The sequence below is a fragment of the Streptomyces sp. NPDC085900 genome (assembly GCF_044540925.1).
Taxonomy (GTDB): Bacteria; Actinomycetota; Actinomycetes; order Streptomycetales; family Streptomycetaceae; genus Streptomyces; species Streptomyces gilvifuscus.
Map to the genome: position 1 here is coordinate 967,086 of NZ_JBITSP010000001.1, position 19,400 is coordinate 986,485.

Annotated in this window: 13 protein-coding genes; 4 read left to right on the plus strand and 9 right to left on the minus strand. The window is 70.3% G+C overall.

Going from position 1 to position 19,400, the window contains the following annotated elements; all coding sequences use genetic code 11:
- Window positions 1-62 precede the first annotated feature (62 nt).
- Window positions 63-2,141, minus strand: coding sequence for a carbohydrate-binding module family 20 domain-containing protein (locus ACIGDI_RS04325; RefSeq protein WP_399890251.1), 2,079 nt, complete (start codon window positions 2,139-2,141; stop codon window positions 63-65).
- A 191-nt stretch (window positions 2,142-2,332) separates the two neighbouring features.
- On the opposite strand from ACIGDI_RS04325, the gene pulA reads away from it, so the two are divergent.
- The 3 genes from pulA to ACIGDI_RS04340 all read left to right on the plus strand — a co-directional run bounded on the left by pulA (window position 2,333) and on the right by ACIGDI_RS04340 (window position 9,815).
- Window positions 2,333-7,711, plus strand: a complete 5,379-nt coding sequence (gene pulA / locus ACIGDI_RS04330; RefSeq protein ID WP_399890254.1) for a pullulanase-type alpha-1,6-glucosidase — start codon at window positions 2,333-2,335, stop codon at window positions 7,709-7,711.
- A gap of 69 nt (window positions 7,712-7,780) precedes the next feature.
- The gene (locus ACIGDI_RS04335) at window positions 7,781-9,403 is read left to right on the plus strand and encodes a SpoIIE family protein phosphatase (protein ID WP_399890257.1); all 1,623 of its coding nucleotides are present in this window, start codon (window positions 7,781-7,783) and stop codon (window positions 9,401-9,403) included.
- A gap of 52 nt (window positions 9,404-9,455) precedes the next feature.
- Window positions 9,456-9,815 (plus strand): 5-carboxymethyl-2-hydroxymuconate Delta-isomerase, encoded by a 360-nt coding sequence (locus ACIGDI_RS04340; RefSeq protein ID WP_399890260.1) that lies wholly within the window; start codon window positions 9,456-9,458, stop codon window positions 9,813-9,815.
- 9 nt (window positions 9,816-9,824) lie between these two features.
- On the opposite strand, the gene ACIGDI_RS04345 is transcribed toward ACIGDI_RS04340, so the two are convergent.
- From ACIGDI_RS04345 to ACIGDI_RS04365, 5 genes are all read right to left on the minus strand, one after another.
- Window positions 9,825-10,514 carry a TetR/AcrR family transcriptional regulator gene (locus ACIGDI_RS04345; protein ID WP_390626196.1) on the minus strand — a complete coding sequence of 230 codons (690 nt, stop codon included), beginning with the start codon at window positions 10,512-10,514 and terminating at the stop codon, window positions 9,825-9,827.
- Between the two features lie 56 nt (window positions 10,515-10,570).
- The gene (locus ACIGDI_RS04350; protein ID WP_399890263.1) at window positions 10,571-11,587 is read right to left on the minus strand and encodes a PDR/VanB family oxidoreductase; all 1,017 of its coding nucleotides are present in this window, start codon (window positions 11,585-11,587) and stop codon (window positions 10,571-10,573) included.
- Window positions 11,587-12,471, minus strand: a complete 885-nt coding sequence (locus ACIGDI_RS04355) for a metal-dependent hydrolase (RefSeq protein ID WP_399890265.1) — start codon at window positions 12,469-12,471, stop codon at window positions 11,587-11,589. The genes ACIGDI_RS04350 and ACIGDI_RS04355 overlap by 1 nt, the downstream gene beginning before the upstream one ends.
- An 82-nt stretch (window positions 12,472-12,553) precedes the next feature.
- Window positions 12,554-14,473: a hypothetical protein gene (locus ACIGDI_RS04360; RefSeq protein ID WP_399890268.1), complete on the minus strand. Its 1,920-nt coding sequence runs from the start codon at window positions 14,471-14,473 to the stop codon at window positions 12,554-12,556.
- 50 nt (window positions 14,474-14,523) lie between these two features.
- Entirely contained in the window at window positions 14,524-15,039 is a 516-nt protein-coding gene (locus ACIGDI_RS04365; RefSeq protein WP_399890271.1) for a tetratricopeptide repeat protein, read from the minus strand.
- Between the two features lie 115 nt (window positions 15,040-15,154).
- Here ACIGDI_RS04365 and ACIGDI_RS04370 point away from each other — a divergent pair, with 115 nt between their 5' ends.
- A complete protein-coding gene (locus tag ACIGDI_RS04370) occupies window positions 15,155-15,574 on the plus strand; it encodes a hypothetical protein (protein WP_399890274.1) in 420 nt (139 codons plus the stop codon).
- 73 nt (window positions 15,575-15,647) lie between these two features.
- Here ACIGDI_RS04370 and ACIGDI_RS04375 read toward each other — a convergent pair whose 3' ends face one another.
- From ACIGDI_RS04375 to ACIGDI_RS04385, 3 genes are all read right to left on the minus strand, one after another.
- Window positions 15,648-17,189, minus strand: a complete 1,542-nt coding sequence (locus ACIGDI_RS04375; RefSeq protein WP_399890277.1) for a DUF1996 domain-containing protein — start codon at window positions 17,187-17,189, stop codon at window positions 15,648-15,650.
- A 189-nt stretch (window positions 17,190-17,378) separates the two neighbouring features.
- A complete protein-coding gene (locus tag ACIGDI_RS04380; RefSeq protein ID WP_399890280.1) occupies window positions 17,379-18,032 on the minus strand; it encodes a LuxR C-terminal-related transcriptional regulator in 654 nt (217 codons plus the stop codon).
- Window positions 18,017-19,285 (minus strand): sensor histidine kinase, encoded by a 1,269-nt coding sequence (locus ACIGDI_RS04385; RefSeq protein WP_399890283.1) that lies wholly within the window; start codon window positions 19,283-19,285, stop codon window positions 18,017-18,019. Before ACIGDI_RS04385 ends, ACIGDI_RS04380 begins: the two co-directional genes overlap by 16 nt.
- Between the last annotated feature and the right edge of the window lie 115 nt (window positions 19,286-19,400).

Here is a 19,400-nt window from a genome sequence, read left to right on the forward strand (position 1 = left end):
CGCGCTGACCGCGACGGTTCCGGTGAGGTCACCGGTGACCTACGACATCGGGCGGTGACCCCTCACTTCCAGGTGTCAGCGGTGGAGTACCCGGACGAACTGCCCGTCGTGCAGGAGCGGTTCGTTCCGGACTCCCAGGTCACGTTCCCGGAGCCGTCCTTCTTGATGTACTTGTACGTGAAGGCCGTGCTCTTGGGCACGATGACCAGCTTGCTCCACGTCGGGTACGACTCCGACGACAGCGGGATCGCGTCGGCGGTGTTCCAGGACCCGAGGGAGGCGACGGAGCCGACGAGGTAGACGTTGGTGCCCCAGTCGGTCGTCGCGTACTCGTTGAACGTGACGTCGGTGGCGTCCGCGTCGGCCACGTTCCACGAGTTGTTCAGAGAGATCGCCGAAGTCGCGGTCGTGGCAGACCTGTTGGCGTTGGACTCCCAGGTGACGTTCCCGGAGGCGTCCTTCTTGATGTACTTGAAGGTGAACGACGTGTTGATCGGCACGCCCACCTCGCCCGACCAGACCGGGTAACCGGACGACGACAGCTTGACCGCCTTCGAGGTGTCCCAGCCGCCCAGCGCCGCGATCGAGCCGACGACGTAGACGTCGGTGCCGCTCGCGGTGGGAACGTACTCCTTGAAGGTCGCGCTGACCGTGGAGCCGGTGGAGCCGGAGCCGCCGCCCGTGTCGCCGCAGCCCACCGTGCAGGTGTAGGAGGAGTTGTAGAAGGCGACCGCGCTCTTGGCGGGGATGGTGATCGAGGCGCTGCCGCCGGAGACGGTGACCTTGGTCGCGCCGCCGTCGACGACGTTGCTGTAGGTGCCGTCGGCCATGCCGGTGGTGAAGCTGTAAGTGGCGGAGGAGGAGCCGTTGTTGAGGGCGAAGAAGCCCGCGCCCGAGCGGCCGAAGCCGATCACGTTCGAGGACTTGGTCTGCCAGTCGGAGACCGCCGCCGTGTCCACCGCGTTGTGCCAGGCCACCATGCCGACGACGCCCGTGTCACGGTCCAGGCAGTACCAGGAGCCGTTCGAGCAGTCCGTGGCGGTCACGAACCCGGATGAATTGGGCGGGGCCTGGTCGCTCTGGGTCCACTCCCAGCTGGCGTAGACCGTGGGCGTCGACCACTTGTAGGCGAGCTGGAAGAGGTTGGCGAGCTTGTAGGTGTCGCCGTCCTTGTACGACATGTGCAGGCCGTTGCGCTCGGTGTCGTGGTTGGTCACGAAGGACACCGAGTTCGCCGCCGGCAGGATGCCGCTGCTCGCCAGCGAGGACAGGTCGCTGACATTGCCCTGGAAGGCCGACTTCATCCTGCTCGCGTAGGTGAAGTCCAGGACGTCGCCGGAGGCGTAGTAGTCCGAGGGCTGCGGGGTCGAGCCCGGGTAGATCTCCTGGAAGACGTACGGCGCCGTACCCGACGTCGTGCTGGTCAGCTTGGACTCGATGGCCGCCATGTCGGCCTCGGGGATGTGCTTGGCCGTGTCCACCCGGAAGCCGTCGACACCGAGGGCGAGCTGCGCGTTGAGGTAGTCGGCTATGCCGGCGCGGACCGTGTCCGAGCCGGTCCTGAGGTCGGGCAGGCCGAGCAGTTCGCAGTTCTGGACCTGGGTGAGGTTGGAGTAGTCCTGGATGGTGAGGTCGGAGGTGGGACAGTCCGAGGAGTCGTGGTAGTCGGAGCGGTTCCACTCAGGGGTGTCGTACTTGCTGGTGACCGTCGTGCCGTTGTAGCCGGCGCCGGTCTGGGCGGCGGTGTGGTTGATCACCGCGTCCGTGTAGACCTTGACGCCGGCCGCGTGGCAGGCACTGATCATCGACGCGAACTTCGCCCGCGAACCGAAGCGGCTGTTGAGGTCGTAGGAGTACGGCTGGTAGACGTCCCACCAGTAGTACGAGGACTGCTTCAGGGATTCGGCGGGCGGTGCCACCTGGACCGCGCCGTAGCCGGCGGGGCCCAGCACGTTCGTGCACTCCGAGGCGATGGAGTCCCAGTTCCATTCCCAGAGGTTGGCGATGACGTCGCCCTTGGCGGTGGTGTCGGCGTGCGCGTCGGCGGCGGGCAGGGCGACGGCGCCCGCGACGGCCAGCGTGCCGGCGGCGACGGCAGTGACCGTGCGCCGGAGGACACCCGGGGGTCGGTGTCTGCTCATGTGCGGCTCCGTTGAAGGGGTGTTGGGCTTTCAACCAGTGGTGAGCGTGGGGGAGTTGAGAAGGGCACGTCAAGGTTGCAGTTGAAACTTCTTGCTGTGAATTTCAAGCCTCTTGCTGTAAACCTTTCGTCGGCGGTACGGTCACGCGGGGTCGGACCCACCAGAGCCGTCATCGCAAGGAGTTTCCGCCTGTGATACCGAGAGCGAGACGGGTCGCGGCCGTCACTGTCGTGGCTGTAGCCGCCGCCCTGATCCAGCCACTGGCCGCGCAGGCGGCCTCCCCGCCGCCACCGCCGTCGGACGCGAAACTCGCCGCCGAGCCCGCCCGGCACGACGACACCCGCGAGCAGTTCTACTTCGTCATGCCGGACCGTTTCGCCAACGGGGACACCGGCAACGACAAGGGCGGCCTGACGGGCTCACGCCTGAGCACCGGCTACGACCCCACCGACAAGGGCTTCTACCAGGGCGGTGACCTCAAGGGCCTTACCGGGAAGCTGGACTACATCAAGGGCCTGGGCACCACCGCCATCTGGATGGCCCCGATCTTCAAGAACCAGCCCGTGCAGGGCACCGGCTCCAACGCCTCGGCCGGCTACCACGGTTACTGGATCACCGACTTCACCAAGGTCGACCCGCACTTCGGCACCAACAAGGACCTCGCGACCCTCATCTCCAAGGCGCACGCCAAGGGCATGAAGGTCTTCTTCGACGTCATCACCAACCACACCGCCGACGTCGTCGACTACGAGGGCAAGTCCTACGACTACCTCTCCAAGGGCGCCTTCCCCTACCTCACCAAGGACGGGCGGCCCTTCGACGACGCCGACTACGCGGACGGCCGCAAGGTGTTCCCGGCCGTCGACACCGACTCCTTCCCGCGCACGCCGACCGTGCCCGCCGACAAGAAGAACATCAAGGTCCCGTCGTGGCTCAACGACCCGACGATGTACCACAACCGCGGCGACTCCACCTACGCCGGCGAGAACGCCACCTACGGCGACTTCTCCGGCCTCGACGACCTGTGGACCGAGCGTCCCGAGGTCGTCAGCGGCATGGAGAAGATCTACGAGCGCTGGGTCAGGGACTTCGGCGTCGACGGCTTCCGCATCGACACCGTCAAGCACGTGAACACGGAGTTCTGGACCCAGTGGGCGACCGCGCTCGACAAGTACGCGGCCGAGCACGGACGGAAGAACTTCTTCATGTTCGGCGAGGTCTACTCGGCCGACACCTCCATCACGTCGCCGTACGTCACCCAGGGGCACCTCGACGCCACCCTCGACTTCCCCTTCCAGGACGCGGCCCGCGAGTACGCCTCGCAGGGCGGCAGCGCCCAGAAGCTCGCCTCGGTCTTCGGTGACGACTACAAGTACACGACCGACAAGGCCAACGCGTACGAGCAGGTCACCTTCCTCGGCAACCACGACATGGGCCGGATCGGATACTTCCTGAAGCAGGACAACCCCAAGGCCACGGACGCCCAGCTGCTCGCCAAGGACCGCCTCGCCAACGAGGTCATGTTCCTCAGCCGCGGCAACCCCGTCGTCTACTACGGCGACGAGCAGGGCTTCACCGGCTCCGGCGGCGACAAGGACGCCCGCCAGACGATGTTCGCCTCGAAGGTCGCCGACTACCTCGACGACGACGAGATCGGCACCGACCGGACCGCCGCGAGCGACGCCTACGACACGAAAGCACCGCTCTACAAGCAGATCGGTGCTCTCGGCAAGCTGCGCAAGGCCAACCCCGCCCTGACGGACGGCGTTCAGACCGAGCGCTTCGCGGCCGACGGCGCCGGTGTCTACGCGTTCTCCCGTACGGACGCCAAGTCCGGCCAGGAGTACGTGGTCGCCTTCAACAACGCGGGCGAGGCGAAGACAGCCACCTTCGCGGCCGGTTCGGCGGGCATGAAGTACCGCGGGATCTACGGCACTTCGGCCACCGTCACCTCCGGCGCCGACAACAAGGTCACCGTCACCGTCCCGGCCGGGTCCGCCGTCGTCCTCAAGGCGGCCGGCAGGCTCGCCCCGCCGGCCACGGCACCCACCGTCACCCTCAAGGCCCCCGACGCGGGCGCCACCGGCACGGTCGAGGTGTCCGCGGGCGTGGACGGCGGCCGGCTCAACCGGGTCGTCTTCGCCGCCCAAATCGGCAACGGCAAGTGGCGGGTGCTCGGCTCCGCCGACCACGCCCCGTACAAGGTCACCCAGACCCTCGGCAAGGACGTCCCCGCCGGAACGGCCCTGCGCTACAAGGCGGTCGTCGTCGACTCGGCCGGACACACTGCGTCCGCCACGGCGGCCTCCACCACCGGCACCCCGCCCGCCCCGGAGATCCCCACCGCCTCCTCCCGCGACTACGCGGTCGTCCACTACAAGCGCACGGACGGCGACTACGCCGACTGGGGCCTGTACGCCTGGGGCGACCTCGCCGACGGCGAGTCGACGAACTGGCCGGCCAGCCACCCGTTCGTCGGCCGGGACGCCTACGGGGCCTTCGCCTACGTGAAGTTGAAGCCGGGCGCCTCCAACGTCGGGTTCCTCGTCATCGACAAGGACGGCAACAAGGACGTCTCCGCGGACCGCTCCATCGACGTCACCAAGACCGGTGAGGTGTGGATCGAGCAGGGCAAGGACACCGTGCTGACCACCCGCCCGGACTACCCGGCGCAGGACAAGACGAAGGCGGTCATCCACTACCACCGGGCCGACGGGAACTACGACGGCTGGGGCCTGCACGTCTGGACCGGTGCCGCGCACCCCACCGACTGGCCGAGCCCGCTGAAGCCGGTGCGGACCGACGCCTACGGCGCGGTCTTCGAGGTGCCGCTCACCGACGGCGCCACCAGCCTCAGCTACATCATCCACAAGGGCGACGACAAGGACCTGCCCGCCGACCAGTCGCTGGACCTCAAGTCCAACGGCTACGAGGTGTGGCTGCTGAACGGCCAGGAGAAGTACCTGCTGCCGCAGCCCGCCGGATCGGCCGCCGCCCTCGACCTGACCACCTCCAAGGCGGTCTGGATCGACCGGGACACCGTCGCCTGGAACGGCTCCGACGCCGCCGCCTCCACCCAGCTGCTGTACTCCCACGACGGCTCGATCGCCGTCAAGGACGGGACGCTGACCAGCGACGACGAGCGCTGGCTGCGGCTGGAGAAGACCACGCTCACCGACGCCCAGAAGGCGAAGTTCCCGTACCTGAAGGACTACACCGCCTGGTCCGTCGACCCGCGTGACCGGGACCGGGTGCGCGGCGCCCTCGACGGCCAGATCGTCGCCTCGCAACGGGCCGCCAACGGCGCCGTACTGGCCGCCACGGGCGTCCAGATCGCCGGCGTCCTCGACGACGAGTACACGGGCGCCACCAAGGCCGACCTGGGGCCGACGTTCCACCAGGGCCGTCCCACGCTGTCCGTGTGGGCGCCCACCGCGCAGAACGTCTCCCTCGAACTCGACGGCTCCCGCAAGCCGATGCACCGCGACGCCGCCACCGGCGTCTGGTCCGTCACCGGCCCCGCGTCCTGGAAGGGCAAGGAGTACCGGTACGTGGTGAAGGTGTGGGCGCCCAGCGTCCGCAAGGTCGTCACCAACAAGGTCACCGACCCCTACTCGGTCGCCCTCACCGCGGACTCCGGGCGCAGCGTCGTCGCCGACCTGAACGACAGGTCCCTGGCACCCAAGGGCTGGTCGGCCCTCGCCAAGCCCAAGGCCGTCCCGCTGAGGGACGCCCAGATCCAGGAGCTGCACGTCCGGGACTTCTCCGTCGCGGACAAGACCGTGCCGGCCAAGGACCAGGGCACCTACCTCGCCTTCACCGACAAGGGCAGCGACGGCTCCAAGCACCTGCGGGCGCTGGCGAAGTCGGGCACCTCGTACGTCCATCTGCTGCCCGTCTTCGACTTCGCGACCGTGCCGGAGAAGAAGGCCGACCAGGCGAGCCCCGACTGCGACCTCGCCTCCTACGCGGCCGACTCCGACAAGCAGCAGGAGTGCGTGGCGAAGACGGCGGCCAAGGACGCCTACAACTGGGGCTACGACCCCTACCACTTCACGGTCCCCGAGGGCTCCTACGCCACCGACCCGGACGGCACCGCGCGCACGGTCGAGTTCCGCAAGATGGTCAAGGCGATCAACCAGGACGGGCTGCGGGTCGTCATGGACGTCGTCTACAACCACACCTCGGCCGCCGGTGAGGCGGACACCAGCGTCCTGGACCGGATCGTGCCCGGCTACTACCAGCGCCTGCTGGCCGACGGCTCGGTCGCCAACAGCACCTGCTGCGCCAACACGGCCACCGAGAACGCCATGATGGGCAAGCTGGTCGTGGACTCCGTGGTCACCTGGGCCAAGGAGTACAAGGTCGACGGCTTCCGCTTCGACCTCATGGGCCACCAGCCCAAGGCGAACATCCTGGCCGTGCGCAAGGCCCTCGACGCGCTCACCCTCAAGAAGGACGGCGTCGACGGCAAGAAGATCATCATGTACGGCGAGGGGTGGAACTTCGGCGAGGTCGCCGACGACGCCCGCTTCGTCCAGGCCACGCAGAAGAACATGGCCGGGACCGGTGTCGCGACCTTCTCCGACCGGGCGCGGGACGCGGTGCGCGGCGGCGGCCCCTTCGACTCCGACCCCGGCGTCCAGGGCTTCGCCTCCGGTCTCTACACCGACCCGAACTCCTCCACGGCCAACGGCACTTCGGCCGAGCAGAAGGCCCGCCTGCTGCACTACCAGGACCTGATCAAGGTGGGCCTGTCCGGCAACCTCAGGTCGTTCGCCTTCACCGACACCGACGGCAAGGAGGTCAAGGGCTCCGAGGTCGACTACAACGGCCGGCCCGCCGGATACGCGGACGCACCCGGCGACGCCCTCGCCTACGCGGACGCGCACGACAACGAGTCACTGTTCGACGCGCTGACGTACAAGCTGCCCAGGGACACCTCGGCGGCCGACCGGGCCCGGATGCAGGTCCTGGCGATGGCGACGGCCACCCTCTCGCAGGGCCCGTCCCTCTCCCAGGCCGGCTCCGACCTGCTGCGCTCGAAGTCCCTGGACCGCAACTCCTTCGACAGCGGCGACTGGTTCAACGCCATCCACTGGAACTGCGCCGACGGCAACGGCTTCGGCCGCGGACTGCCGCCGGCAGCCGACAACCAGTCCAAGTGGACTTTCGCCAAGCCCCTGTTGAGCACGGTGAAGGTGGGATGCCCGCAGATCGAGGGCGCCTCGTCCGCCTACCGTGATCTGCTGAGGATCCGTACGACGGAGAACGTGTTCTCGCTCGACACGGCCGGACAGGTGCAGTCGAAGCTCTCGTTCCCGCTGTCGGGCAAGGACGAGACGCCCGGAGTGATCACCATGGAGCTGGGCGACCTGGTCGTCGTCTTCAACGCGACGCCGGCGAAGCAGGAGCAGAGAATCGGTTCTCTGGCCGGTACTGCCTACCACCTGCACCCGGTACAGGCGTCTGGCGCGGACCCTATCGTCAAGTCCTCCTCCTACGAGCGGGTATCAGGCACCTTCGCCGTTCCGGGGCGCACTGTCGCCGTCTTCTCCCGCACTGACTGACACGGCACTACTTTGGTGGGACAGACCATGAACCCGGTCTGTCCCACCGGTGCTGTCCGAGGGCAGAGGATGGACGACAACGGCAACCTGACAGGCACGACCGTGCTGGTAGTGGACGACGTCGCCGCCAGCCGGTACGCCATGGGCACGGTGCTGCGCCGGGCCGGCCACGAGGTCGTCCCGGTCGCCAGCGGCGGCGAGGCGCTGGTCGAGCTCGACGTACGGCTGCGCAAGGGCACCATGCCCGACGTGGCACTCGTCGACGTGCACCTGCCGGACATGAGCGGCTTCGAACTGTGCCGCCGGCTCAGGGAGCGCCCGCACATGTCCGGCCTGCCCGTGGTGCACTTCTCCGCGCTCGCCGCGCCGCCCGCCGACCGCTGCCAGGGCCTGCTCGCGGGCGCCGAGGCCTATCTGACGGTCCCGGCCGAACCGGAGGAGATCGAGGCGGCGGTGCGGGCCGCCGTCCGCGCGGCCCGGCTGCGGGCCGACGACCAGGCGCTCGTGAAACGGCTGCGGCTGCTGTCGGAGACCATCGTCACCATCCAGGCGGCCCGCTCGCTGCAGGAACTCGCCGACGCGGCCGCCGACGGCACCGCACGGCTGCTGGGCTGCCCCGCCGCGGTGTTCGTGCTCGACCGGGACGACGAGCTCTACCGCGGGCTGTACCGGGCGCGCACCCGGCTGTCCCTGCCGGACGAGGGCGCGCACCGGGCCGTGGCCGCGCTGCTGCGGCGCCTGACCCGAGGCCAGGCCGGGGTGCAGATCACCACGGTGCCGTCACCGCTGTGGCCCGCCGGGTTCTTCCGGCCCGGCGTGCAGCACGACGCCCGCCTCGCACTCGTCCTCACCCAGGAGGGCCGGGCCCCGGTGTGCCTGGCCACGCCCACCCGCGGCCTGCGCCGGGTCAGCCCCGAGGGCGAGGCCCTGCTCGCCCAACTGGCGCAGGCCACCGCGCTGGCCGCCGAACCGCTGCTGATGTACCAGGCCGAGCGGCATGTCGCCCTCACCCTCCAGCACAGCTTCCTGCCCGAGCCGCACCGGCTGCCGGAGCTGCCGGGCGTCGACCTCGCCGTGCGCTACGTGCCCGCGTCCCGGGAGACCGAGATCGGCGGCGACTTCTACGCCGCGCTGCGCCTGGACGAGGGTGTGCTCACCGCGGTCGGCGACGTCGTCGGGCACTCGCTGGACGCGGCCACGGTCATGGTCGAGATCCGGCACGCGCTGCGCGCCTACTGTGTCGACGAGAGCGACCCGGCGGTGCTCGCCGAACGGCTGGACCGGATGCTCCAGCGCTACCACCCCGACGTCACGGCCACCGTGTGCCTCGTGCTGATCGACCCCGCCACCGGGCGCACCCGCATCGCCAACGCGGGCCACATCCCGCCGCTGCTCCTGCGGGACTCCGGCGACGCCGAGTACGTCAAGGCGGCCGGCCCGCTGATCGGCGTCGGCCTGCCACACCCGGCGCCCACCGAGCTGTACCTGGAACCCGCCGACCGGCTCCTGATGGTCACCGACGGCCTGATCGAGACCCGGGGAGTCGACCTCTCGGCCTCCATGGAACAACTGCGCGCCGCCGCCGTCGGCGCCCTGCCCGGCCTGGACGCCCTGTGCGACACCCTCCTGGCCTCCTTCGGCAGCGACCACGAGGACGACATCGCCATGCTGGCCCTCCAGCTCAAGAACTAGTAGTGAAGCACTACTAGGGTGAGCCTGTAGCTGTCGTAGAACGGGAGTACCCATGCCGCAGATCACCGTCGACCACTCGAAGCACGTCGACTTCGACCGGGAGGGCTTCGCGCGGGACCTGCACACCTCGCTCGTCGAGATCGCGGCCGCCAAGCCGGAGGCGTGCAAGACGCAGTTCCGCGCCTCGGAGGTCACCGCGTTCGGCTACGAGGACCCGGACGAGCTGGGCCACGCCGTCGTGCACGTCATGATCGGGCTGCTCGCCGGCCGCACCGAGGAGACGAAGGCGAGGCTGACCGAGACCGTGCTGGAGCTGCTGAAGAAGCATGTGCGCGAGGACGGCCATATCGTCCTGCACGCCTCCGCCGAGGTGCGCGACCTCGACCCGTCGTACCGCAAGTTCGAACGCTGAGGCCCTCGTTCAGGACGCGAGCGTGATCAGCCGGGCGGCGAGGTCCGCGAAGGCCCCGTCCGGCGGTTCGTCCTTGATCATGCGGCGCACCACCCCCGCCATCTCCTCGTCGTAGGCGGCGCTCACCGCGGCCAGCGCGGCGAAGTCGTGCACCAGCTGGACCTCCAGCTCGGCGCGCGGGATGCGCCGGCCGTCCAGCCAGATCAGGGCGGTCGACTCGGCGAGCGAGATCCAGGAGCGCACCACCAGCTCCAGCCGCGCGGGCGGGTCGTCGACCTCCAGATGCGAAAGGATCTGGACATAGGCGGCCTGCCGTACGGCGTCGATGAGCGCGTTGGTCGCCGAGGAGCCGACCGCCGGGCCGCCGCGCATCAGCGCCGAGAAACCGGGGCCGTGCTCGTCGACGAAGTCGAAGAACCGGCGCATCACCCGCCGCAGCCGGTCACCGAGCGGTCCCTCGTGCGGCTCGTCGAAACGGCCCGCGAGATCCTGTGCCGCGCGCTTCAACGCGGCCTCGTACAGGCTGAGTTTGCCGGGGAAGTAGTGGTAGACCAGCGGGCGGGAAATGCCCGCTGCCGCTGCTATCTCGTCGATGGAGACCTCGTCGGGAGAGCGTTGGCTGAACAGTTCGAGGGCGACGCCGATCAACTGCTGCCGCCGCTCCTCGACTCCCATCCTGCGGCGTACCCCGGTACTCATGCGAACACCTTACCGATCGGATCCGGCCCCGAACGGGCCGGTCCGACCATCGGCGTTCACATGTCCAGCACAAGTCGATCACTTCGTGCCCGCGAAACGCAGATCAGCATCGAGTCGTCACGCTCCGCGTCCGTCAGCAGCTCGTCCCGGTGCTCCACCTCTCCCTCCAGCACCCGCTGTTGACAGGTCCCGCAGAAGCCCTGCTCGCAGGAGTAGAGCGTGTCCGGCAGCTCGGCCCGCACCGCGGCCAGCACGGTCGAGTCGGCCGGTACCGTCAACGTCCGTCCGCTGCGCCGGAGTTCGACCTCGAAGGCGGCGCCGCCGGACGTGCGCGGCGCGAACCGCTCCAGACGGACCCGCTCGAAGCGCTCCGCCACCTCGGCCATCAGTCCCTCCGGGCCGCAGCAGTACACGACCGCGTCCTCGGGCACCTGGAGCGCGTCGAGGTCCGGCACCCCGGTGACCACCGTGACCCGGTCGGCGCCGAGCTTCTCGACGTCCTCCACGTACGGCATCGACTCCCGCGACCGCCCGCAGTACAGCAGCCGCCACTCGGTCCCCTCCGGCAGTGCCCGCAGCATGGGCAGGATCGGCGTGATCCCGATGCCGCCGGCGACGAAGACGTACGACGGGGCCTTGACGAGCGGGAACCGGTTCCTCGGTCCGCGCACCTCCAGCTCCATCCCCTCCGCCAGCTGCTCGTGCACCTCGCGCGAACCCCCTCGCCCGTCCGTGACCAGCCGCGTGGCCACCGTGTACGAGGAGGTGTCCTCCGGGTCCCCGCACAGCGAGTACTGCCGCACCAGTCCCGACGGCAGCACCAGGTCGAGATGGGCGCCGGGCTCCCAGCGCGGCAGATCCTCACCCTCCAGGCGCAGTTGTACGACGCCGTCGGCGACCGTCTCGTGCGAGGCGACCAGCAGCCGCAGGGCCCGGGAGCGGGGCCGGCCGGAGACGGGCGGGTCCAGCGCGGGCATCGGCCACAGCGGGGAGACCCGCACACGGCGGCGCAGCGCGCGCCGGGTGAGCAGCGCGGCCGTGGCGAGGGCGGCGACGGTGAGCGGCTTGGGCATCAGGCGGCGCCCTTCTCTGCGGCCGTGGCGGCGGGGGAGGAGGCCAGATAGGCGACCGCCTGCTCGGTGGAGCCCTCCTGGGAGGGGTGGTAGTCACGGCTCAGATAGCGCGGGATGGACCGGAGCAGGTCGCCGGTCGCGGGCAGGGTGCCCTTCCTGCCGCGGACGTAGAAGTCCTTGAAGGAGGCCTTGCCGTCGACGAGCGTCGGGTCGTTCGCCATGAAGAAGCGGGACCCGCGCTGCCACAGGAACACCAGTGCAGTGAACGCGGTGGCCCAGGTGCGCACCCGCCGCCGGTAGCCGCCGTCGACGTGCATGAACAGGTCGAAGGCGACCGACCGGTGCTCGACCTCCTCGGCGCCGTGCCAGCGCAGCAGGTCCAGCATGGTCGGATCGGCGCCCCGCCGGTCCAACTCCTCGGCGTTCAGCACCCAGTCGCCCAGGAAGGCGGTGTAGTGCTCGATCGCCGCGATCAGCGCGACCCGCTCCAGCAGCCACCACCGGCGCGCCCGGCCGGGCGGCAGGGTCCGGTCCCCGAGCAGCTTCTCGAAGAACCAGTCGACCTGCGCGGTGTACGGCGTCGGATCGAGCCCCAGCTCCCTGAGGTGCGGCAGCACCTCGTCATGGGCCTGCGAGTGCATCGCCTCCTGCCCGATGAACCCGATGACGTCCGCGCGCAGCCGCTCGTCCCGGATCAACGGCAGGACCTGCTTGTAGACGTGTACGAACCACCGCTCACCGGCCGGCAGCAGCAGATGCAGCACGTTGATGGTGTGCGTGGTGAACGGGTCCCCGGGCACCCAGTGCAGCGGGGTGTCCTCCCAGGAGAAGGACACCTTCCGTGCCTTGAGGTCGACCCGCTCCGAGGCCTGCGTGTTAGACATGGCGTCAATGTACTGACGAGTAAGTCCCGGCGGAACCCTCGTGCGCCGACTTGTTGACGCCAGTGTCAACTAGCGGGGTTTCCTAACGCAGCCCACCGATGACCCGGCCGTCGTCGAGAGTGCCCTTCAGCTCGGCCTGCTGCCCCTGCTTCGCCGGAACCGCCAGCTCGTTGCCCCGCGCCGAGGCCTCGACACCGCCCGACGCGGCGACCGACGAGGTCCCCGGGCCCCCGGCCGCCAGCAGATACCAGCCCTTGGTCTCCGACTTCCACAGCACCCCGGCCAGCACGTGCGGATCCTTCGGACCGCAGGCCGCCACGTTCTCGGCCTTCGCGGCCACCGCACCGTACCTGCCGCCCGGGGTGCGGAACTGCGCCAGCACGCGCGTGCCGCCGCCCCGCCAGGTCTCCGCGCGCGTGCACACCCAGTCAGCCGACCCGCTCCCGTCCGGCAGCGGCTGCGCGGCGTACGTCCAGGCGTTGACCGCCCGCACACCCGCCGAACGCACCGCCGTCAGCGAGCAGGCGTACGGCGCCCAGGCCCGCAGCGTCCGGACCGCCGAGGCCTGCGCGGACGAGCCGGGGCGGCCGGCGGTGAGCCGGGCCGGGACCAGCTCGCCGAGGTCGGTCAGCAGCACGGTGCCCGTGCCGTCGCTCAGCTCCAGCACGTTCCACGACGTGCAGGCGCCGGTCTGCTGGGCCGGGCCGGCCAGCGGTGCCGTGATCCCCTTGCCGAGCGCGAGGTCCGTCGCCCCGGCGTCCGGCTTGAGCAGGTCGCGCTCGGCGGCCTTCGTCACCCACGGCGCCGTCAGATAGCGGACGTTGCCGTCGGCCCGGCCCAGCACCACCGCGCTCGCCCCCGCCCGGTCGGCGCCGTCGACCCGTGCGAAGTCGAGGGCGGCGCCCTGGGTGCCGTCGGCCGGCTCGGCGTAGCGGACGATGCGCAGACCGTCGTAGAAGATGACCACCCGCGCGCTGTCGACCGTCCCCGCGTACAGGAGCTGGGGCGGGCCGGACGGGCCGCCGGACGGGGTGCCCGGCGTCGCGGAGACCCGGACGCGCTCGCCGGGGCGGGCCCAGACGGCGAGCGCGCGGCGCAACAGGGCCCGGTCGCCGGTGAGTTCGCCGCGGGCGGGCCAGACGGAGAAGTCGGTACGCGACGAGGCCTCCCACGCGGTGGCGGCGACCTTGGTCAGCTGGGCCGGGTTCAGGGCGGCCTCGGCGGCCGGGTTCTGCGCGTAGGCGGGGGCGGCGGCGCCGTCCGGGCCCCAGCCGCCGCCGGGCATGCCGAGCAGCGCACCCGTCACGGCCAGCGCGGCGGCGGCCACGAGCGCGGCCTTGGTGTGCTGCCGGCGCCGCATCAGATCGGTGGGCCGCGCCTGTAGCGAGCACGGGTCGAACTCGGGGGACTCCAGCAGGGCATGGTGGCTCGCCGGCACCCCGTCGGCCTCGCGCAGCGCACCCCGCACGTCGTCACAGCCGATGGCCGCGAGGATCTCGCGTACGTCGCCGTCGGGCAGCTTCTCCAGGCCGCGCAGCACGTAGGCGGCGCGGGCCGGGCCCGACAGGGCCGACAGGCGCTGGTCCAGGGCGAGTTCGTCGGCGCCGCCGGAGCGGGGGAACAGCCGCAGACCCCACACCTGGGGGAGCAGCGGCGGAAGCTGGGACCGCTTGGGCAGCGCCGTGAACCTCAGCGGGAGCCCCGCCTCCAGCGCGTTGCGCAGCACCTGGAGGCGGACCAGCGCGTACCCGGGGTCGCCGTCGCGGCCCTTCGACTGGGCCGGGACCACGGGGGCCGGGGTGCGGCCCTTGGGCAGGGCGCGCTGGGTGAGGGCGTGTGCGGTCACCACGCGTCGGTTGCGGCCGAGGCTCGGCGGCAGCACGAGGTAGGCGATCCGGACCAGCCGGGGGTAGTGCTCGACGAGCGCGGCCTCGGCCCGCTCTACGTCGACGACCGAGTCGCTGGGGGAGGTGGGGCGCGGGGCGACATCCTGTGACTGCACGTTCAGCAGAACGAGCGAATCGTCGGATGGTCACCGCCGCGCCCGTCAGCTCAGTCCTCCGGCTCGACCAGCGCCCGCGCGTAGTTCGCCATCGACCGCTGGTAGCGCGGCAGATGGGGCGCCAGGGCGCCGAGTACGAGGGACAGGCCCTCGCGGTCCCGGCCGAGGCTGGACAGGCACAGCGCCAGCGTGGCCCGTACCGCGTCGTCCAACTCGTCCGAGGGGGCGTCCAGTTCGGGCGTCAGCAGTTTCACGCCCTCCTCGGCCCGCCCGACGTTGCGCAGCGAACTGGACATCTGGATCTTCGCCCGCCGGCCCTTGTAGCCGCTGACCTCGCTCAGCCCGAGCGCCAGTGCCTCCCGGTACAGCGGAACCGCCTTGTCGGAGTGGCCCGTGGAGTCCCAGGCGCAGGCCCGCTCGAAGGGGCCGAGCGGGCTGCCCTCCGGCAGCTCGGCGACGAGGGCGTCGATCACGCCCCGGAAGTCCGCCGCCCGCTCTTCCGGATACTCGTCGAAGGTGGCCCAGGCGGCGGCCACGCGATCTTCCCAGTCCTGATTCACCGGCATACCCTCGCACACCAGTACCCGCATCCCCAGCCGATTTGAGTGCCCCGCGCCCCACAGCCGTATCGAAGGGGACGGGCCCTTGGGGCCTGGCAGACACAGCGACCCGGAGGAACAGATGAGGTTGACCCGACCGATGCTCGCCGCGGCCGGCGCCGTGGCCGTCCTGGCGCTGGCGGGCTGTGGATCCGGAGACAGCGACGCGGCCGCCAAGATCCCCACGGCCGCCACCGGCAGCCTGGAGAGCCTGGCGGCCAAGGTGAAGTGCAAGCCGGACATGCAGATCGACTCCGACGAGGTGCGCCAGGCCATCTGCAAGACCTCCGACGGCAAGTACATCTTCGCCACCTTCGCCACCGACCGCGGCCAGCGCGAGTGGATCAACGACGCGAAGGACTACGGCGGTCACTACCTGGTCGGCCGCAAGTGGGTCGCCGTCGGAACGGACAAGATCGTCAAGGCGCTGCAGACCACGCTGGGCGGCGAGGAGGAGATCGGCACCGACCACAGCGCGCACGGCTCGTCGCACACCGGCTGAGCCGCACGGCGCACACGAAAAGCGGGCGGTGGGAGATTCCCACCGCCCGCTTTCCCGTCGTGCTAGCCGTGCGTCACTGGCACTGCCTGCCCTGGTTGATGCAGTTGGCGATGGTGTTCGCCAGGTTGTTCTTGAAGACCGCGATGAAGTCGTCGTGGTCCGTGGCCGCCTTGTGCAGCTGCTCCGGGAAGCCGTCCACCGCGTAGGCGTTCTTGACCTGACCGTTCTGCACGACCGGCGGGGCGATCTTGTAGACCAGGCGCATGGTCAGCTGCGGGATCGCCTTGAAGCCGTTGCCGCAGTTGCCGTTGGCGTCGGCGAACGCCACGTGCGTGCGGTGGTTGGCGCTGTCGATGTTCTTGCCGTCCCAGCAGGACTGGAAGGCGAACGTGCGCACCACGTTGCTGCCCTGCGGGCAGATCGGGTACTGCGTGGTCAGCTGGACCTTGTTCTCGAAGCCGGTGCAGGACCAGTGCGCGTTGGCGTTCGCCAGACCGTTGGTGGTGGTCTTGGCGTCACCGGTGATGATGCGCAGGAACTGCGGCATCGCGGTGACCTTGCTGGTGGGGCTGCCGACGTACTTGATCTGCGCCTGGACCGGCGTCAGGATCTTGCCGACGTTGCCCTCCTTGCCGCCGCCGTCCGCGTTCTGGTCGAAGTCCTGCGTGCCGTTCTGGATCCGCACGACCGGCCAGTAGTAGGCCGACAGGTCGCCCCGGTTCTGGCAGCTGGTCTGGTCCGCGATCAGCGTGTTGTTGTTGGAGAACGCGTTGACCTTCTGGTTGCCGACGTAGTCGTGCAGGTGGTGCGCGCCGTTGTTCACGCCGGGCGCCACGATGACGTTGTCGGTGTTGTGGTTCTTGTTCGCGTTCACGCCGCAGCGGGTGGTGAAGGTGCCGTTGGAGGCGTTGCCGGTCTTGCGGGGCTTCGCGGCGACGTTCGGCTGGACCTTGGTGATGTCCACGAAGTCGGCCGCCACGGGGCCGTTGCCGGCCTGGCCGCCGATGTTCTGGCCGGCGCCGGCGCTCGGACTGGCCGAGGCCTGACCGCCGTTCTGCTGCTGGCCACCATTCTGCTGCTGCTGACCGCCGTTCTGCTGCTGGCCACCGTTCTGCTGCTGGCCGCCGGCCGTGGTCTGGTTGGCGCTCTGGGTGGTGCAGGCGGCGAGCGCGCTCAGGCCCGCCGCGTCGACCTGGCCGCCCACTCGCTGGATGTCGATGCGGATCCGGTCGAGGGTCGCGGCCCGCTTCTCCTTGAGGGGGCCGACGATCGCGTTCTGCACGAAGCCGGCGTCCTGCGTCTGCGCCTGGCGCGTGGAGGCGAGCCGGGCGTAGGCCTCGGTGATCTGCTTGTCGAGGTTCGCGAGCTCCGTCGCCACACCCTGACGGGCCTTCTCGGGCACGTTCGTCAGCTTCTGCTGGACGTCGGGGCAGGCGATCGTCGCCACCTGACCGGCGGCGGCCTTCGTCTGGTTCTGCCCCGAGTTGTTGGACTCGTGCGCCGAGGCGTAGAAGTTCGCCCAGATCAGCCCGCCCCCACCGAGCGCTAGGGCCGCCGATGCGGCTATGGCCTTGGTGGCCAGCGGCGTACGGCGTTTGCGTGTGTTGCGTCCCATGGAACTCCTCTGACTTCCTTGCGGGCTTGGCGGGGCATCGAGGCGCCCGACAGGAGTGAAGCGGCTCCCACTCATACGGACGTGGTCCCAGAGGTGTTCAGCAGCCCCACGAACAAATCAGAGGTTTACTCGGCTTTTGCTTCCCAACCGCCCTCTGAGCAGGGGAAGTTACAGAAAATCAGCGGCCGTTCACCGGCCATGGTCCAGGTAGGCGAGGACGGCCAGAACGCGGCGATTGTCATCGTCCGACACCTCCAGGTCCAGTTTGGCGAAGATGTTGGAGGTGTGCTTGGCGATCGCCCGTTCCGTCACCACCAGCTGCCCGGCGATCGCCGCGTTGGAGCGGCCCTGCGCCATCAGCTCCAGAACCTCCCGCTCCCGGGGCGTCAGCCGGGCCAGCGGCCGGTCGTCGGCGGCCCGCCGGGACAGCAGCTGCTGGATCACCTGCGGGTCCATCGCCGTACCGCCCCCCGCCACCCGGCGTACGGCGTCCACGAACTGCTCCGCGTCGAACACCCGGTCCTTCAGCAGATAGCCCACCCCGCCGCTGCCGTCGGCCAGCAGCTCGCGCGCGTACAACTGCTCCACGTGCTGCGACAGCACCAGCACCGGAAAACCGGGTCTGTCCCGGCGTGCCCGGAGCGCGCACTGCAGCCCCTCGTCGGTGTGCGTCGGCGGCAGTCGTACGTCGACCACGGCGACGTCCGGCTCCAGCTCGGCCAGGGCGTGGGCGAGCTCGGGGCCGGACTCGACGGCGGCGGCGATCTCGAAGTCGTACGCCTCGAGCAGCCGGACCAGTCCGTCGCGCAGCAGGAAGAGGTCTTCGGCTAGGACAACGCGCAAGGGATCTCCATGGTGACCATGGTGGGGCCGCCCGCGGGCGAGCTGACGGCCAGGACGCCGTCGAATGTACCGAGCCGCCGCTCCACCCCGGCCAGCCCCGAACCGGCCCCGATCACCGCGCCGCCCTTGCCGTTGTCCGTCACGGTGACGCGCAACCGGCCCTCGGTGTGGTGCAGGTCGATCCAGATCCGGTCCGCGCCGGAGTGCTTGACGGCGTTGGTCAGCACCTCGCTGACCGCGAAGTAGGCGGCCGACTCCACCGGCGCCTCGGCCCGCCCGCCCAACTCCACGGTCACCTCGACGGGAAGGGGCAGCCTGAGTGCCAACGCCCGCACGGCGTCGCCCAGTCCGCGTTCGGCGAGCACCGGCGGGTGGATGCCGCGCACGAGTTCGCGCAGCTCGGCAAGGGCGTCCACGGAGGACTGCCGGGCCTGCGAGAGGAGCTGCTTGGCCTTCGCCGGGTCCTTGTCCATGAGCATCTCGATGGTGCCCAGGTCCATTCCCATCGCCACCAGCCGGGCCTGCGCGCCGTCGTGCAGATCCCGTTCGATCCGCCGCAGTTCGGCGGCGGAGGTGTCGACGGCGTCCCGCCGGGTCTCGGTCAGCACCCGCACCCGCTCGGCCAACTCGCTCTGGCTGGCGCCCAGTACGGCCCGGGTCAGCTTGAAGTGGGCGGTCAGCATGCGCGGGGCGAAGGGTGTGAGGGTGAGCAGCACGACGGCCAGGGCACCGGCGCCGAGGGCGGAGGACTGGTCGGTGACGTGCACGAAGCCGTACCAGTACCCGCCGTACGTCGACAGCGGCCGCCACAGCCCGGCGGCGACCGCGAGGCCCTCCAGCGGATAGACGAGCAGCACCGCCGGCAGCAGGGCGGTGACGTACCCCGCGGTCATGTCGACCTGCAGCCACCGCAGGTCCCGCCAGGTCGCCGGGTCCCGCAGCATCGCGTACGTCCGTGCCCAGGCGTTGGCCCCGTCCGGGACGGGCCGGTACGCCGACGGGATCTTCATCCCGCACCACCGCGCCGCCATCTCGCGCCGCCAGTCCGCGAACGCCCGTACCCGGGTGAGCACCCAGGGCGTGGTGACCACCCCGATGCCCAGGGGGACGAGCGCGATCGACAGCAGCGAGAGCGTGAAGCCCAGCACCGCCCCCGGAAGGCTCACCAGAGCCAGCACGAACCCCCGCCCCGCCGCGATCGCCACGGCCCGGGCCCTCGTGGAGAGAGGGCCGCTCTTCGTGTTGGTGTCCATGGCAGAGAGTCTGGCCGAGCGGACGGAGAGGGTCACGGGGCCGGGCCCCCGGGTTCGGGGGTGGTGCCAGGTACACCCCGGGGGCCGTCCGTCCGTCTCGCCTCGAACCCCCGGC

Bases quoted from the DNA above. Each gene is read 5' to 3' on its own strand.
- ACIGDI_RS04325 (WP_399890251.1), bottom strand. From the start codon at position 2,141: ATGAGCAGACACCGACCCCCGGGTGTCCTCCGGCGCACGGTCACTGCC.
- ACIGDI_RS04335 (WP_399890257.1), top strand. From the start codon at position 7,781: ATGGACGACAACGGCAACCTGACAGGCACGACCGTGCTGGTAGTGGAC.
- ACIGDI_RS04340 (WP_399890260.1), top strand. From the start codon at position 9,456: ATGCCGCAGATCACCGTCGACCACTCGAAGCACGTCGACTTCGACCGG.
- ACIGDI_RS04345 (WP_390626196.1), bottom strand. From the start codon at position 10,514: ATGAGTACCGGGGTACGCCGCAGGATGGGAGTCGAGGAGCGGCGGCAG.
- ACIGDI_RS04350 (WP_399890263.1), bottom strand. From the start codon at position 11,587: ATGCCCAAGCCGCTCACCGTCGCCGCCCTCGCCACGGCCGCGCTGCTC.
- ACIGDI_RS04355 (WP_399890265.1), bottom strand. From the start codon at position 12,471: ATGTCTAACACGCAGGCCTCGGAGCGGGTCGACCTCAAGGCACGGAAG.
- ACIGDI_RS04365 (WP_399890271.1), bottom strand. From the start codon at position 15,039: ATGCCGGTGAATCAGGACTGGGAAGATCGCGTGGCCGCCGCCTGGGCC.
- ACIGDI_RS04370 (WP_399890274.1), top strand. From the start codon at position 15,155: ATGAGGTTGACCCGACCGATGCTCGCCGCGGCCGGCGCCGTGGCCGTC.
- ACIGDI_RS04375 (WP_399890277.1), bottom strand. From the start codon at position 17,189: ATGGGACGCAACACACGCAAACGCCGTACGCCGCTGGCCACCAAGGCC.
- ACIGDI_RS04385 (WP_399890283.1), bottom strand. From the start codon at position 19,285: ATGGACACCAACACGAAGAGCGGCCCTCTCTCCACGAGGGCCCGGGCC.